15 protein-coding genes are annotated in these 16,177 nt (G+C 39.4%); 6 read left to right on the top strand and 9 right to left on the bottom strand.

From position 1 onward, the window contains the following. Positions 1 to 48 precede the first annotated feature (48 nt). Positions 49 to 1,140 (bottom strand): LLM class flavin-dependent oxidoreductase, encoded by a 1,092-nt coding sequence (locus ACG916_RS01330; protein ID WP_419327116.1) that lies wholly within the window; start codon positions 1,138 to 1,140, stop codon positions 49 to 51. A 317-nt stretch (positions 1,141 to 1,457) separates the two neighbouring features. Between ACG916_RS01330 and ACG916_RS01325 the strand changes: the two genes are divergently transcribed. Further along, a complete protein-coding gene (locus ACG916_RS01325) occupies positions 1,458 to 2,528 on the top strand; it encodes a sigma-54 interaction domain-containing protein (RefSeq protein WP_419327117.1) in 1,071 nt (356 codons plus the stop codon). Positions 2,529 to 2,570: 42 nt separating this feature from the next. Here ACG916_RS01325 and tatC read toward each other — a convergent pair whose 3' ends face one another. The 7 genes from tatC to ACG916_RS01290 all read right to left on the bottom strand — a co-directional run bounded on the left by tatC (position 2,571) and on the right by ACG916_RS01290 (position 7,537). Then, a complete protein-coding gene (gene tatC / locus ACG916_RS01320) occupies positions 2,571 to 3,308 on the bottom strand; it encodes a twin-arginine translocase subunit TatC (protein ID WP_419327118.1) in 738 nt (245 codons plus the stop codon). Beyond that, positions 3,305 to 3,721 carry a twin-arginine translocase TatA/TatE family subunit gene (locus tag ACG916_RS01315; protein ID WP_004717498.1) on the bottom strand — a complete coding sequence of 139 codons (417 nt, stop codon included), beginning with the start codon at positions 3,719 to 3,721 and terminating at the stop codon, positions 3,305 to 3,307. Before ACG916_RS01315 ends, tatC begins: the two co-directional genes overlap by 4 nt. Before the next feature lie 13 nt (positions 3,722 to 3,734). Further along, positions 3,735 to 3,950: a Sec-independent protein translocase subunit TatA gene (locus tag ACG916_RS01310; RefSeq protein WP_004823388.1), complete on the bottom strand. Its 216-nt coding sequence runs from the start codon at positions 3,948 to 3,950 to the stop codon at positions 3,735 to 3,737. A 96-nt stretch (positions 3,951 to 4,046) separates the two neighbouring features. Then, complete coding sequence (locus tag ACG916_RS01305) at positions 4,047 to 4,802, bottom strand: ABC transporter ATP-binding protein (RefSeq protein ID WP_004717493.1); 756 nt, start codon at positions 4,800 to 4,802, stop codon at positions 4,047 to 4,049. Positions 4,803 to 4,832: 30 nt separating this feature from the next. After that, complete coding sequence (locus ACG916_RS01300) at positions 4,833 to 5,621, bottom strand: ABC transporter permease (protein ID WP_004717492.1); 789 nt, start codon at positions 5,619 to 5,621, stop codon at positions 4,833 to 4,835. After that, complete coding sequence (locus ACG916_RS01295) at positions 5,621 to 6,460, bottom strand: ABC transporter permease (protein WP_419327119.1); 840 nt, start codon at positions 6,458 to 6,460, stop codon at positions 5,621 to 5,623. The genes ACG916_RS01300 and ACG916_RS01295 overlap by 1 nt, the downstream gene beginning before the upstream one ends. 3 nt (positions 6,461 to 6,463) lie before the next feature. Next, positions 6,464 to 7,537 carry an ABC transporter substrate-binding protein gene (locus tag ACG916_RS01290; protein WP_419327120.1) on the bottom strand — a complete coding sequence of 358 codons (1,074 nt, stop codon included), beginning with the start codon at positions 7,535 to 7,537 and terminating at the stop codon, positions 6,464 to 6,466. A 315-nt stretch (positions 7,538 to 7,852) separates the two neighbouring features. Here ACG916_RS01290 and ACG916_RS01285 point away from each other — a divergent pair, with 315 nt between their 5' ends. The 4 genes from ACG916_RS01285 (at position 7,853) to ACG916_RS01270 (ending at position 11,177) form a co-directional block, all read left to right on the top strand. Continuing rightward, positions 7,853 to 8,986, top strand: a complete 1,134-nt coding sequence (locus ACG916_RS01285; RefSeq protein ID WP_419327121.1) for an LLM class flavin-dependent oxidoreductase — start codon at positions 7,853 to 7,855, stop codon at positions 8,984 to 8,986. Positions 8,987 to 9,177: 191 nt separating this feature from the next. Continuing rightward, entirely contained in the window at positions 9,178 to 10,005 is an 828-nt protein-coding gene (locus tag ACG916_RS01280; protein ID WP_224964047.1) for an energy transducer TonB, read from the top strand. Positions 10,006 to 10,032: 27 nt separating this feature from the next. Continuing rightward, positions 10,033 to 10,773, top strand: coding sequence for a MotA/TolQ/ExbB proton channel family protein (locus ACG916_RS01275; RefSeq protein ID WP_096734860.1), 741 nt, complete (start codon positions 10,033 to 10,035; stop codon positions 10,771 to 10,773). After that, positions 10,773 to 11,177 carry an ExbD/TolR family protein gene (locus tag ACG916_RS01270; RefSeq protein WP_004717481.1) on the top strand — a complete coding sequence of 135 codons (405 nt, stop codon included), beginning with the start codon at positions 10,773 to 10,775 and terminating at the stop codon, positions 11,175 to 11,177. The genes ACG916_RS01275 and ACG916_RS01270 overlap by 1 nt, the downstream gene beginning before the upstream one ends. Before the next feature lie 324 nt (positions 11,178 to 11,501). Here the strand turns inward: ACG916_RS01270 and ACG916_RS01265 are convergent, their stop codons facing one another. After that, a complete protein-coding gene (locus ACG916_RS01265; protein ID WP_419327122.1) occupies positions 11,502 to 13,091 on the bottom strand; it encodes an ABC transporter substrate-binding protein in 1,590 nt (529 codons plus the stop codon). A gap of 283 nt (positions 13,092 to 13,374) precedes the next feature. Between ACG916_RS01265 and ACG916_RS01260 the strand changes: the two genes are divergently transcribed. Then, entirely contained in the window at positions 13,375 to 15,987 is a 2,613-nt protein-coding gene (locus tag ACG916_RS01260) for a TonB-dependent receptor (RefSeq protein WP_419327123.1), read from the top strand. The last annotated feature ends 190 nt before the right edge of the window (positions 15,988 to 16,177 follow it).

The following is a 16,177-nucleotide window of genomic DNA, read 5'->3' as shown; positions in this document are numbered from 1 at the left end:
CGCTCATTCAATCCGATTAAATGAGCGGTTTTTATTTAGCTTGAGGACTTAGGCAATCTGTTTGTTTCGCTTGGCCGCCTCATCTCGTACCGCAGGAATAATATAACGACCATAGTCCACAGTATCGTAAATTGGATCATAACCACGATTTAAAAAGGTGGTGACGCCCAGATCTACATAATCAAGTAATGCGGCAATAATCGTATCAGGCGTTCCGACAAGGGCGGTGGTATCACCATAGGCCCCAACTGCGCTTGCAGTTGGCATCCATAAGGCTCGGTCATGGCGATCACCTTGTTGTGCTGCTGCCAGTAACCGTTGTGAACCTACGCCTTTAATTTTATGTCCCGAAAGTGAACCATTATTTTGGAACGTTGGATTTTGCTGAATATCAGCTAAAATTTGTTGTGCACGTTGCCATGCGAGTTGTTCTGTTGGTCCAATAATAAGACGTACTGATAAACTGACCTGCGGCTGTGGTTTATTGGCTGCTTCTGCTGCCTTTTTAAGTTTATTTATCTGCTCTTTCACGCCCGCTAAAGGCTCACCCCAAAGCGAATAAAGATCTGCATGACGCACTGCGATATCGTAGGCAATATCTGAAGAACCGCCGAATGAAATCGGAATAGAAGTTCCATTGACCGGTTTTAAAGGGCAGAAAGCATTTTCCAATTTAAAGTATTTGCCTTCATAGTGAATCGGTTGCTCACTTTTCCAAAGCTTTTGGATGATATCTAGATATTCACCTGTGCGTTCATAACGTTGAATTTTATCAACAATATCATCACCTTCTTGGGGTTCAGCGGTAATTCCCGTAATGGCATGTAAACGAATGCGTCCTCCGCCAGTGGTATGGTCCAGTGTGGCAAAGGAACGTGCAGCCAGATTAGGCGTCATCAGCGCAGGGCGATGTGCAATCATAAATCCCAGTCGTTCAGTCTGTTGTGCCAGATAAGCTGCGATTTGAGTACTATCAGGGCTACTTGGTCCATTGGCGATTAAAACTTTATCAAAGCCTGCATATTCATGTGCACGAGCATGATAGCGTAAATATTCGAGATCAATTTTATGACCAACTCGGGTCCCTTTGGTTTCAGACCATTGATTTGGAAAAACCATACCCACAAACTCTATGCTCATCATTTAACCTATACTATAAATTTTAAATAAAAGAGAAAAATAGATGCCAAATAGAGAGGAGAGATAAAATATATAATTTTTTCAAAAATATTTTTGTAAGCTGTTTATATATGATCAATTGATAGACATATTGTTTAAAAAGCAACATTGCATAAAAATAGAAATATATTGATTATAAATGGATAATAAAAAACGTCTATAAAATCATTCAATATATAAATTTAGGATTAAATATCTGTAATTATTATTTATCAGCTTTGTAATAGAATTGTACTATTCTATTTTAATATCCTCCTCAGCTATTTAAAGGGTTAATTATGAAATCCTATTTGGATAATGATTATAAAGTAATTACCTTGCCTGATAATGGTGTGCCAATTAAGCCAATAAGAGCAAAAGCGATTATATTTTCTGATCAAAACTCTCGTAAGCTATTAAGCCAAGTTGAAACCATTGCACCAAGTTCTGCCAGTGTGATCATCCAAGGTGAATCAGGTACAGGTAAAGAATTAATCGCACGTGAAATTCATTTGAAAAGTGATCGCCAAAATAAGCCGTTTCTTGCCGTCAATTGTGGTGCTTTAGTTGAAACACTTGCAGAATCTGAATTGTTTGGTTATGAAGCAGGCGCATTTACGGGTGCGCATAAGACACGCCCTGGTATTTTTGAAACAGCCGACGGCGGAACTTTATTCTTGGATGAAGTGGGTGAGTTGCCGTTGTCTTTGCAAGTAAAACTGTTACGTGTATTGCAAGAAAAGGAAGTTGTTCGGGTCGGTGGACGTAAACCGATCCCGATTAATGTACGCATCTTGTCTGGTACACATGTTGATTTGCGTAAAGCTGTCGCGGAAAATAAATTCCGTTTAGATTTATACTATCGCCTAAATGTGGTTGTGCTAAATATTTTACCATTGCGAGAGCGTAAGGGTGACATTTTGCCTTTGGTGGATTTTTTCTTAAACTCCTATTCGCAAAAGATGATTACGCCGAAACCCAACATCAGTGATCGCGCCAGAAATGCGCTACTCAACTATAGTTGGCCGGGGAATATCCGTGAGCTTGAAAATAATATCCATTATGCACTGCTCATCAGTGGTGGCAAAACCATTGATATTGAACATTTAAGGTTTTCAGAGGAGGGTGGCTCAAGCGTTTTACCAGATAATGATTTGATTCAAGAGTTTGAGGATGTACTCAAGCGTTTATTTCAAGAATATGAGGGTGAAGCATGGCACATCATTGAAGATAAAATCGTCAATACCGCTTTTTCAAGTTGCTGGAATAATCAGGTTAAGACTGCAAAAATGTTAGGACTGTCGCGCAATGTTTTACGTAATTTGTTATCAAGATATAATTTATTACCAAATAAAAATGAAATTGTTTAATTGGGCTGTGCAATAGAAACATCCATTTTACCCATGGATGTTTTATTTTGGGCTGGTCATTTTTGTGATCCATAAACCCAGTTCAAACAAAAGCCACATTGGTACTGCCAGTGCAAGCATGCTAAAAATATCAGGGGGTGTAATAAACATTGCGATAAAGAAAAACAAAACAATGATGTGTTTACGGTAATGTTCCAATTGTTGAATAGAAAGAATACCAATAAAAATAAGAATGTAGGTCAGTACAGGGATTTGAAAGGCGATACCAAAAGCCAGAAAAAGCTTGAGACAGAAATCAAGATAGCTGTTGATATCAGTCATCGGTAAAACATTATCTGGTGAAGCTAAGACAAAGAAGTTTAAAGCCAAAGGCAGAATCAAATAATAGGCAAATAAGATGCCAAGATAAAATAAACAGATGCTGGAGAGCACAAGCGCCATGCCAAATTTTCTTTCACTTTGATATAGAGCAGGTGCAATAAAGCGCCAGAATTGATAAAGAATAAAGGGAATCGCCAATAAAATTGCAAAATAAATATTGAGTTTAAAGGGCGCTAAAAATGTACTCATCACATCTGTAGCTATCATGGTTGAATTTTTAGGCAATCGGGATATTAAGGGTTGAGCCAAAAAATGATAATTGTGTTGTGCAAGGGGCAATAAGAGTAAAAAAATAGTTAAGACTGTAGCAATGCTATAGATCAAACGCTTTCTAAGCTCTATTAAATGTTCGCTATATTTCATTTCAGTGAGTGTTTCACTGAGTATTTGTTCGGTCATGCAGCTTGATCCTCACGCAAGATATTGGATGATGTTGTGTAAATTAAAAAGGGTACTTTTAATTCACGCGCAGAGATTTGATAAACATAATCATGTGTGGGATAAGGGGGCGCTTGATGTGCTATAGCAACAGCGCTATGTACACTTTGGATTTCGTGTTGCATTTGTGCAAGCTGCTGTTTGAGCAGCTCTTCGTTTTGTTTTATTTTGAGCAGCTCTTCTTGCATGATCCTTTTTAGTTCAAGCAATTCCAGTTCATTTTCTAACTCTAGCTGGATTTTGTTAAGGTTATTTTTAAGGGCTCTGTATTTAAGTAATCCCACCCTGAATGTTTGAGGGAGCTTTTCAGGTCCCAATATAATCAGTGCAATAACAGCAAAAGCCAAGAGTTCACCAAAACTGATATTGAACATAATGATTTAGTACTCACCGGTTAGTGTTTTTTTCTTTATTTAAATCGAGATGATGGATTTCTTTAGGCTGATTTGTTTCAGACAGTTTTTGATCATCAGAATGAACCGAGTCTTTAAAATCTTTAATTGCACCACCTAAATCCTTACCTAAGTTTTTAAGTTTTGATGTACCAAATAATAAAATAACGATCACGGCAAATAATAATATATGCCAAATTGATAAACCCATTTCATATTTCCTTAATAATTTAAAACTTGTTGATATAAATATCATGCTTGAATATATTTTCTAAATAATATTTATATCGATGAATATTCGATTTCATTATGCGCTATGGTCCAGCATATTGAGTGCTTGATTACGATAGTTAAATAATAATTCGCTGTCTTTATGTCTTGGATGGGTCAAAGGAACTTGAATGATTTCTTTAATTTTTCCTGGTCGAGCAGACATTACGATCACGCGATCACCCAGATAAACCGCTTCTTCTATATCATGTGTAACTAGAATCATGGTGATCTTTTGATCTTGCCAAATACGTTGTAATTCAGTTTGCAGATGGCTACGTGTAATTGCATCTAAAGCACCAAAGGGTTCATCTAAAAGTAAAATATCAGGCTGATTAACCAAGCCTCGTGCAATCGCTACCCGCTGGGCCATACCACCCGATAGCTCATGTGGATAAGCATTTTCAAAACCTTTTAAACCCACCATTGTAAGATGTTCTGCCACACGGGCATTTTTTTCGGCACGGCTTAAGTCGGTTTCTTCGAGCGCTAAATGAATATTTTCGGAAACACTGAGCCAAGGCAATAGACGGTGCTCCTGAAAAATTAAACCTCGTTTTAAATCTGTCCCTTGTATTGGTGTTTGATTCAGTAAAATCTCACCTTGATAGTCTTTATCTAATCCTGCAATTAAGCGCAACAAGGTCGATTTACCACAGCCACTGCTTCCGACAATAGAAATAAATTCTCCTTGTTGAATATCGAGATGAATACCATCTAATACGGTGAAAGTTTGTTGGTCTCGATAAAATGATTTATTGAGTTTTTTAATCGAGAGTAAGGAAAAGCTCATATCAATATCCTGAGAAGATGGGTGATTCAGTTAAACACGCCATTGCAGTAGTCGTTTAGAAATCAAGTGAATGCAAAGCGTCATGCCAATACCGCTGAGGGTGACCGTGATTGCACACACCAACAAAATATCCATTTCGGCATTGATTTCAGCTTTCATCATTAAATTGCCTAAGCCTGCACCAGCATTGAATAACAGCTCACTGGCAGTTGTGGTAATCCATGTAAAAGGCACCGCTAAATTCAACCCCGTTAAAATATATGGGAGAGCTTGAGGGAAACGGATTTTTTTAAATTCCTGCCAAAAAGATAATTTGTAAATACGAGCGACTTCACTGTATTTCTGATCATAATGACTTAGCCCTTGAAAGCTGTTAATCACCATCGGGAAAAAAGAAGCAAGCGCAATAATAAAGATTTTTGCCTGCTCACCATTGCCAAACCACAGTGCAATCAATGGGGTTAAACCAAGTAAGGGTACTTGGCGAATGCTATTAAATAATGGTGAAACCAAGGCATTTAAAATTTTTGAATAGGCAAGTAAGGCACCGAGTAGTAGCCCTGTTGTCGAGCCAAGTAAAAACCCCAGTCCAGCTTTTTTAAGACTTCCCCATGTGTTTAACCATAATTCACCTGTTTCAAGCAGCTGAATAAAAGCAAAATACACCTTCTGTAAAGGCACAAATGCATAGGCATGACTGGCGCCTAAACTTGAATTGTATTGCCATAAAGCCAGTAAAAGGAGCGGGAGCAGCAGACCTTTGATCAAGATCAGTGGTTGCGCAAAAGCACTTTTTAAGTTCAGTGGATGCTGTGACATTATTTCCCCCTTGAACTCAATGCAGGTGATACAAGATATTGTTCGAGCTGACGTAAAGTTTTATCTAAAGCAAAACCAATGATTCCTGTAATAAAAACTCCGACCATGACAACGTCTAAACGTAACATTTGTCGTCCGAGCTCCATCATTTGACCAATGCCAGTGCCTGCAGCAAGTAATTCAACGGCCACCAAAATCAACCAAGCACGACCTAGAGCAATCCGCAGTCCACCGATTAATGGTGGGAGGATGCAAGGGATGATGATGTATCTCAACCATGCTGGAGTTTTTAGTTTGTAGATATGGCCCAATTCAATATATTTTTTAGGAATATTTCTAACAGCATCCGCTGTTGTGAGTGCGATTGGAAAAAAACAGGCTTTAATAATCAGTAAAATTTTAAATAGTTCACCAATGCCAAAAACCAAAATAAAAATAGGAATAAGCACAAAGATTGGAATTTGATAAAGGATATTGAACAAAATATAAGTGTAATTTCGGAAAGAGCTGAGAGATGCATAGGCAATGCCAAACAAAATCGCACAGGTGGCCGCAATTGAAAAACCCATCAGCAGTCGAGAAAGGCTATCTTTTAAATGCAGTTGGAGTTCACCACTTTGCAACAAGGCAAGAAATGTCTGCCATACCGTTATAGGTGGTACTAAAATTTGGGTTGGAAAAATCTGTAAATAGCTAATCAATTGCCAAACCAGTAACGCCAAGATGGGTGAAAGGAATGAGAGCAAGCGATAGACCTGCTCAGAAGACAATCGCCTCCAGAATGGTGCTTTGATCGCCACGATTTTTTTTTCGATAAGCGGATTTACGAGGATTTTCATGACCTAGTTTCCTTGCTTATGTTGAATATCAAGTGGTTGTAAATTTTGAATGGCTTGACGGGTAAACTGAGCATTGAGCAACTCTTCAGCTTTGATTGGCGTTTGAATCAATTGGTTTTTTACAGCATGGTCGATGACCTTTGCATAATGCTGTTTAAGAAAATCCACTTCGTACTCAGGTGACCAATCTTGTTGCCAGTTACTGCTGGTATTTTGACTTTCGCGTTGAATCACACTTAGAGGCTGACCAAATTTGGTTTGGCTTTGTTGGAATTCATCTTGATGCTGTGAAATCCACTGCATTGCCCGTACTGTCGCATCAGCAAGCAGTTGAGTTGTGTCTGCATGTTGATCCAGATAAGTCTTGCGTCCCCATAGTTCAGCACGCATTTTCCAGTCAGCGGGTAGACTTTGCGATGACCAAATAATTTTGCCAAGATGGCGATCTTGTAAAGTGAGCGCATCACTTAAGGTAAAAAATGCATCGACGCTTTTAGCGGATAAAGCAGCAGCTCCCGCCTGTGGATTGAGATTGATGATTTGAAAATCTTTAAGCTTTAAACCTTTGCTCTGTATCAATTGAGCAAAATTAATTTCCCAAGGACGACCACGATGTAAGGCAATCTTTTTACCTTTGAGGTCCTCAATGGTTTTGATGGGTGAATCCGCTGGAACCACCAAATAAACATTATTACCGACTCCGCCAGGGACGACAATTTGTGTTCTAACACCAGTGGCATTGAGTACTACCGCAGGAAGATTGCCATAAAAAGCAAAATCAATTTTATTGTTGATAAAGCTTTCATTGACTAAGGTGGCCACAGCCGCAGTGGTTACAGGTTCCCACTTTAATTCAATATTTTTCTGTTTTAATGCTTTTAGAAAAATGGGGTCCTGTGCGATAAGTTGTGGTACACCAATAAAGTCCAGACCGCCAGAAGTTCCATTGGCCACAACCGCAATACGAAGCTGTTGTGGGCTGGTTTTACTTTGGTTTGGATCTTCGGTTTTGTGTACGCCACAAGCAACCAATCCTAAAAGACTAAAACTTAAAAAAAGACCAGAAAAAATACGCATATCATCATAAAAATCTAGAAATATAAGGGGATAGAGCAAGAACCAAGCCAAAATAATTATTTTATATAAATCAGTTTGTTATGTTTTTATGATTGGTGTTATTTGAATGGATCAAACAGGTTATGTTGTGAAACCGACAGTATTGGATGGATAAGTGTTGAAATTTCAACACCTTGTTTAGCTGGGTTTTTATAATATTTAGATAAAACAACAATATAGATGAATTCAAAATTGCATAAAAAACGGCATGGTTTCTGCTCATGAGTTGTATCACTCACGATAGCGTGTAAAACCTTTAAATTATTGAGAAGTATTATGTCTGTTGAATTTTTATGGAGAATCCCTGTACATGGGGATGGTCGTCGAGCACATCAGTTACATACACGAGGTGAATGGAACCAGTTGGGCCCAGCAGTACAATCCCCTCAACGTGTGGCACCTCAACATCAAGATGAATTGTTTGCCTACTATGATTATGTACAACAGGTAGCAAAAGCCGCAGATATCGTGGGTTTTCACGGCGCATTGATTCCTGCTTTTCCACATACTGAAGAACCGTGGGTGCTGGCATCGGCATTGGCAAGAGAAACCAAAAGACTCCGATTATTGATTGCGATTCAACCTTGGTTTATCCATCCTGCATACGCAAGCCAAATGGCAGCAAGTTTGCAACGTCTCAGTCAGGGACGGGTTGAATGGAACGTGATTTCAGGTGGCGGTGGGACACAGCAACGTGCCTATGGTGATTTTATTGACCATGATCACCGCTATGCGCGAACCAATGAATTTTTAGAGTTTGTAAAAGGGTATTCGCATCAGGCACCTTTTGACTATGATGGAAAGTTTTTCCACGTTGAACAAGGTGGTTTGAAATACCCAATGAATCAATATGACGTTCCTCGTTTGTGGTTAGCGGGAGCAAGTCCAGCGGCACTGCAAGTTGCAGGTCGGCATGCCGATATCCACTTAACCTGGGGGGAACCTGTTGAACAGCAGAAAAAAGTGATTGAACAGGCGCGATCCTTCCTTGCACAAAATACTCCAGACCATAAGGTAAAGTTTGGTATGCGTATTGATATTTTGGCACGCCCCACACAGGAACAAGCATTTCAAGAGCTTAAACAGATGTATGAAACCATTGCTGTTGATGGCAATGCATTTGAACGTAAAGATACTGAGTCGGTTGGTGCAAAACGTCAGCAGGCCTTAGCACAAGGCAATCGTTTTGAAGACTTATTTGTCAGTCCAAATGTTTGGGCTGGTATGTCAAATGTAAGGGGTGGGCCAAACTGTATTTTAGTGGGGAGCTATGAACAAGTGGCACAGCGCTTACAAGAATATATCGACATTGGTGTTGGGCATTTTATTCTCGCCAGTAACCCACATTTGGAAGAAGCATATCGGGTTGCTGAAGAAGTCTTACCCTTGGTTGGATATAAATTAAAATAATAAGTTTAGATCCCATTGAGATATCAGAGGGATCTTGTTGTTTCAACAGCATAGAACTGTCTTAAAACCAACAGCTTTGCTGACAAATCGAAGAGTGTTTTTAATTAAATTTATAAAAATTAGTAGCTTATATTGTTGGCATGACTTGTGCAATTTTCAATACAGTATTTTATTTTTTAGTTTAAATTGCCATGAGTGAACGAATATTTAATCCCCATCAGCGGGCGTTGCTATTTGGGCAATATGCATCTGCTTCAACTGCAACTGGCATATCAGACCCATTTACACGACATCATTTGGATGTGAGTCAATCACCTCCAGCAAAATTGAATAAATTGTGGATCGCGATCATTGCGGTTGCTGCAGCACATTTGGGTATTTGGTATATCGCAAAACAATTACCGACACCAGCTTTGGACATTGCAAAGCCAGAACCCGTGGTGATTGAAATTGTCAAACCAGTGGAACCACCTAAAGTCATTGAACCTAAAATTCCACCAGTGACGCAAAAACCCAAAATTCCGCCTGTGGTCGAAAAACCAAAACCGATTGCGAAACCTATCGAACAGCCGAAACCTGTTCAAAAAACTGTGGAGCAAGCCAAACCGATTGTAAAACCCATTGCGCAAGACACAGTTCAAAAAACTGAGGAACCTGTTGTAAGCAAAAAACTGAGCGCTGAACCTGCTCCAAAAACAGCAGAACCAGTGAAGCCTGCTGATGACAATTTACCTGTGACAGAAGCCAAGGGGTATGCAGGTTATCTAAGCAACCCTGCAGCAGAGTACCCTGAACAGGCCTTAGAACGTGGTTGGGAAGGCTCGGTGATTTTAAGGGTCAAAGTATTGCCAAACGGTAGCCCAGATAGCGTAACGGTTAAACAAAGTAGCGGCAAAAAACTTTTAGACAGCGCGGCTGTAAGAACAGTAAAGCAATGGAAATTTTCACCGGCCTTAAAAGGTAAAACACCTGTCGAAGGTTGGGTTGATGTTCCAATTCATTATCAATTACCGAAATAAACTATTTTAAATTAAGAGGATATCTACATGACAGACATAAATTCATTAATCCATGACGGCACAATCTGGTTATTGGTTGCTTTCTCCATCGTCACATGGGTGTTGATCGTGGTTAAAGTGGTACAGACACAGAAAGCCAGCAAGCAAAGTAAGGTTTTTGTCGAAGCCTTTTGGAAAGCCAAAAATTTGCCTGAGGCAGTGACTCAATCACAACAAGGTGAAGGCCCTACAGCACGTGTTGCAAATGCAGGTTTTCAAACCTTGATTGAGGCAGATGAAAAGACTCATCAAGATTTGCAAAACAGTTGGAGTCGTCAGGATTTATTAGAGCGTCATTTACGCAAGCAAATTTTAACTGAACGTCGTCAATTGGAAAAAGGTTCTGCATTATTGGCTTCGATTGGTAATAACGCACCGTTCATTGGACTATTTGGAACCGTGTTTGGGATTATTCATGCTTTACAGGCCATTGCACATTCAGGTAATGCAAGTATGGATGTGGTTGCAGGGCCAATTGGTGAGGCCTTGATTGCTACAGGTATTGGTATTGCTGTGGCGGTACCCGCTGTGTTGGCTTACAACTATTTCATACGTAAAGTTAAAACCATCGGTGCAGACCTCGATGATTTTGCTACTGATTTTGTCAGTTTAAATCAAAAAGCGGGTTTTCAATTACCTGTCGCTAAGCCAAAAAATACCACTGGAAATACTGTAGTCAATCATGATGCATCCAGTAAAGAAGTCAAAGAAAAAGGAGTGTTTGCATAATGGCCGTTTCAACCTCCCAAGAAGATGATGTGGTGAGTGAAATTAACATTACGCCATTGGTTGATGTAATGCTGGTTTTACTCATCGTGTTTATCGTTACAGCACCCCTGTTAACCAATACCGTGAAAGTAAATTTACCCAAGGCTGCACCGACGCAGTCAACGGATCAGAATAAAGCGGTTGTCATTAGTGTTAATCCGCAAGGAGAAATCTTCCTTGACAAGGATAAAGTAACTTTGGCAAGTTTTGAAAAAGAGATTCAGTCACGTAAAAACAGTAACCCTAAATTGGCTTTGAATTTAAATGCCGATGAGACCATTCCTTATGGAACAGTTGCAAAATTACTTGCCAGTATTGAGCGAGTAGGGGTAGAAAAATTATCCGTGATTACCGTACCCAAGTAGTCTTTGGATGCTGAATGAAATAGCTGCTACGGCAGCTTTTTTAGTGCCTAAAGATATGAGTAGTTAAAATAAAAACAGCGTTCAAATTTTGTTGCTTTGTATAAGCATGATTTATATAAGCCTGATTTTTATAAACTGAATATGTACAAAATGAATGTGTTATTCACGATTTTGATCAGCAACATTAAGGTCGTTGTGTTGGGTAGCAATAGTCGGGATGCATCATCAGAGCCCCATACTGGATTGACTTTTCGTCCTTGAAAAGTCAGAAGATCGCTGACTACAGCAGATGCTTGCTGGTGTTAAGGCTCTGCAAATTTTATTTTAGGCTTGATCGGTCCATAATTTCTCAAAACGCCACGTTGGGAAAATAGTGTGTTCTGCCGCTAATCCTCCGATCTGTTTCGATGCAGCATCTATGCTATGGCTAAAACCCCAAATCAGCATTCCACCGCGTTCATGTTGAATTTTTTGTGCCTGAGCCAAATACACTTTACGCTTGGCTAAATCGGGTTCAGCCAGTGCTTTATAAAACAGCTCACTATATTCTGGGTCTTTAAAGTTGACACGATTGGTTGTTGAAATTGGCGCATCATTCACTACAGCAGTGGATAAATAGGGTGTACCCACGTTGGTTGCATTACTGGAGAATTGCCATTTACTTCGATCAGGTCCATTAAAGGTAGCTAAATCAACTTGTTTGACCCGAATACTGACATTGGCTTTCTTTGCTTGTTCTGCAAATATCAGGGCAGGTTGGGCGTTGCCAACGGGGGTAATCAGTTCAACGCTTAAGCCATCTTTAAAGCCCGCTTGAGCCAATAAATTCTTGGCTTCCGTAATGTCTTGTTGACGTTGTGGCAAATTTAGAAATGCTGGATCCTGTGGAGAATATAGATCATTGGCGATGCGTCCCTGACCGTTTAAACCCCGTTGTATCAGCTCTTGACGGTCGGCGATTAAACGAAATGCTTGGCGGACTTTGGGATCATTAAATGGTGCCTGTTGAGTATTAAAGTCAAAACTATTGTGGGTATTGGTTTGAGAACGAACCGTTTGAATATGTTTTGCTTGCTCTAAAATTTTAATGTATTCAGGTGAAATCGCATTTGCAAGATCAATTTGTCCTGCCAATAATGCATTTAGTCGAGAAACTTGATCTTTAAAGTCAATGACTTCAAAACGATCTGCATAAGGCCGATCTGCTTTAAAATAGTTTTCAAACCGAGTAAAGACTGAACGTTGACCGGGGATAAATTCTTTGACTTTATAAGGACCTGCGCCCACAGGGTTATGAATGGGATCAAAATCAGTGGGGACAATACCACCAAAATTGACCCAAGTTTCAGGCAGCGCCACAAAGCCAGCAATTGAACTAATAAAAGGAATGCGTACTGTATATTGATCTAATTTTTGGATACGATCACGATCAATCCATTGCACAAGATTCCGAAAAGGTGAGGCAAGCTTTGGATCTGTTAATCGTTGCAATGAAAAAATGACATCATCTGCGCTGACGGTTTTACCATGATGAAACTCTAAACCTTTACGCAGTCGTATGGTCCATTCGCTGGCATTATGATTAGGTTCTGCAAATTCAGCCAAAGCAAGACGAGGAAGCATGTTTTCGTCCCATTCCCAGAGCTTATTATAAATCGCAAATCCACGGGTAATCCCACTTCCTGAAGCTGAAAGGTGAGGGTCAAGGCTACCTGATTGTTGTCCCCCAATCAGCCCTAATCGAATTGTTCCACCATGCTTAGGGGTACTGGAAAGTGAACTTTGGGAGTTAGCGCTAGGTTGTGGAGATTGTCCACAAGCAGATAAACCACTGATTAAAGAAACGCCACCTAGTGCAGTTAGACTTTGGGTTAAAAATTTTCGACGTGAGAGTAACAAGGTTTCATGTGTCATTAAAAATACTCAGTTAGAACTTATCCAGAGGAGATTGCACAATGAATGCCAATTCTTTTTTATATTTTTCTAATATTTATCAATTAATTATAAGCGTTGTGTTTTTTGTCACTGTTGCTTTTTCAGCATTTCTGTTGAAAAAATAAACATGCATAAAAGTTGTATATCAATGAAGATTATTTAAAAGTAATAAAAATCAATGTTTTATATTTGAGTTTTGCCTATTTAAAGATTGGCATAGGCTTTGCGTAACGCAGTGTAAATTTATTTTACTGAGTGTGATATGAAACAGAACTTTCAATTAAAGCCACTGGTGATTGCGCTAGGGCTATTTGGGGCAATCTTTCCATGCGCTATTTTTGCTGAAGAAACCTCAGAGCAAGCCAAGGATTCTGATGGTGATGTAATTACCTTAGCTGATGTTGTGGTGACAGGAGCAAATAAAAAAACCACCATTCTCCCCAAGCGTAAAGTCACTTCGATTTATGGGACGGATAGTTCTGTATTAGATACCCCACGTGTCGTTTCACAAGTATCAGAACAACAGTTTCGTGAAGATGTTATTCGTAGTGCAGATGATTTGGTTAAGTATGCTCCAAGTATAACCAGAGGAGGTGGGCAAAATGCCAATTTCGCGCCACAGATACGAGGGCAAAACTCTGAAGTTTTTCAAGATAGCCAACGAATATACAGTACCCGACATCCGACCAATTTAAATGCCTATGAAGCTGCTGATATTGTTGCAGGACCAACAGGGGTAATTTTTGCACCGACGTCAGGTTCAGGGGGATATATTAATTATCTCACCAAAAAACCGAATTTTAATAAAGCACAAACCACGATTTCGGGATCAGTGGGTTCAATTTATGCAGGGCAAGGTGCTGAGCCTAATTTCTCAGTCAGTATTGATCATACTGCACCTATTTCTAAAGAATTGGCATTTCGTGTCAGTGCAACAGCACAACGAACAGATGACTATTATGACAATGTAAAAAATAATTTTAATGCATTTTATGGTGCTTTGGCTTGGCGTCCAGATGACAGTCTACGGGTTGACTGGAATATCAGTTATGACGATTATTCAGATTTTAATGTGACGCATGGTTGGAACAGAGCGACACAACAATCCGTTGATCAAGGGCTTTACTATAAAGGCAGAGCGACCCCGATTATTCAAAACGGTTCAAACTTTTGGTCTCCAGTCTTTGAGTCTGGTGCAGCTCACTCTAAAGTGATTGGTTGGCAAACTCGGCAGAAGAATGACAAAAATCAATATATTGCTGTAGGTCCAGTACAGACTTCTCCTTTGCCAAGTTCCACTGCTGATCAAGCGGGTACAATTCGAGGCTGGGTCTATGATCCATCAATCGCAGGCAATGGCTTAGTCAAATTAGATGATGATGTTTCTGGTCGGAGCGAAGATAAAAACAGTGCAAAGCGCTTTAGTACACAATTTAAACTGGTCAAAGATATCAATGAAAATTGGTCTGTGGCCAATAGTACGCTATATCAAAAGAGTCGTGATTTGGGTGATTCTGTTGGGAGTTTCTTTACCGATTTGGACCATGAATTATTGGATAACCGCTTAGAGTTTTTAGGCGATCATGACTTTGAGCTATTGGGTGTCAAAATCAACAATAAAAGCAGTACAGGTGGCGCTTATCGGCATGAGAAATTTACCTCTCTCGCAGCAAACAATAGTTTTAATATCAATCCTTATGATTTAACCAATGATCCATCACAGAAAAACCCTGGAGATTTATTGGGGTTGGTCAATCATGGTGGTTCGACTGGAAGCTGGATTGGGCAGGCTGGTGTTCCACAGTATTCGCAGTATTTTGGCTATTTAAATCTACCTCGAATGTACCCTGTGGGTCATGGCTTATATGCTGAAAAAGGCGGTTTTCCTCCCAATGGAGGTCGAGCAGTTTATACAGGAACAGGCTTTTGGGACACTTACAGCGTATTTACACAGCAAAATTTTACCTTTAATGATGTTTTTGGGATTAATCTGGGAATTAACCACAGTTCTATAAAAGCAAAATTAGAGAATCCACTGGTTTTAGTCCCTACAGATGTCCGCTCAGATTCCAATAAATACAGTTTACTCAGCTATCAAGCCAGTACCTTTATTAAACCTACTGAAAAAAGTACCCTATATTTTACTTATGATAAAAGTACAGCTTTGAATACGGGTGTATTTGGTCCATTTTTAATTTGGGGCGCTGGAAATCAGCTAAATCCTTTGGCTTTTGACAGCCAAAGTGAATTAAAAGAAGTGGGAGTGAAATACGAGCCGATCACTGATCAACTTCTGTTAACGCTCAGTGGTTTTGAACAGAAGCGCGATTTATCACCTGATACCAATGGCAATATGGCGCGTTTTGAAATCAAAGGCCTTGAATCATCATTACGTTGGCAGCTACAAAAAAATATCGCGATCGGGGCAAACTTAACCTATCTCAATGCTGAATATTCTTCCATTATTCCGGCTGGTTTTTCACCTTTTGGTTTCCATGCAGACAATGCGACGGTATGGGGCGATAGCAATGCTTTAAACCAACGCAAAGCTGGACGTTATGATGCAGCAGGCATTCCTAAATATTCTGCAAGTGCTTATGTGGACTATCAGCACCAGTCAGGTTTTGGGCTAAACTTATCGGGCTGGTGGACAAGTAACTGGTATACCAATTTAAGTCAGACCGTAAAGGTACCCAATAATTATAATTTAGATTTGGGACTTTATTATCGTCAACCGCAGTGGACAGTAGGCTTAAATATTCTTAATTTGACCAATGAGCGTAATTTCGTAAATGGTTTAGCTGGTGCAAATAGCGAGTTTTTACAGCCAATGCGTCCATTGACGGTACAAGGACAATTTAGCTATAAATTCTAAATTAAACAGATTTTTATTTTTGATTGCATTAGCCATACTTTTGTATGGCTTTTTTATAAATTTATTCTTAGTAGATATCATTAAAAATAAAAAACAGCAAAATGTTGAAATAACAACAATACGACAATTAAAAATGTCTATCTATCAGCAAAAATAAATAATTTTTTTATGATTTTTTATATAACACTTT

Origin of the sequence: Acinetobacter legionensis (assembly GCF_048552295.1) — a bacterium.
GTDB lineage: Bacteria > Pseudomonadota > Gammaproteobacteria > Pseudomonadales > Moraxellaceae > Acinetobacter.
The sequence above is the reverse complement of the archived record's forward strand: the minus strand, read 5'-3'. Positions and strand labels throughout refer to the sequence as shown.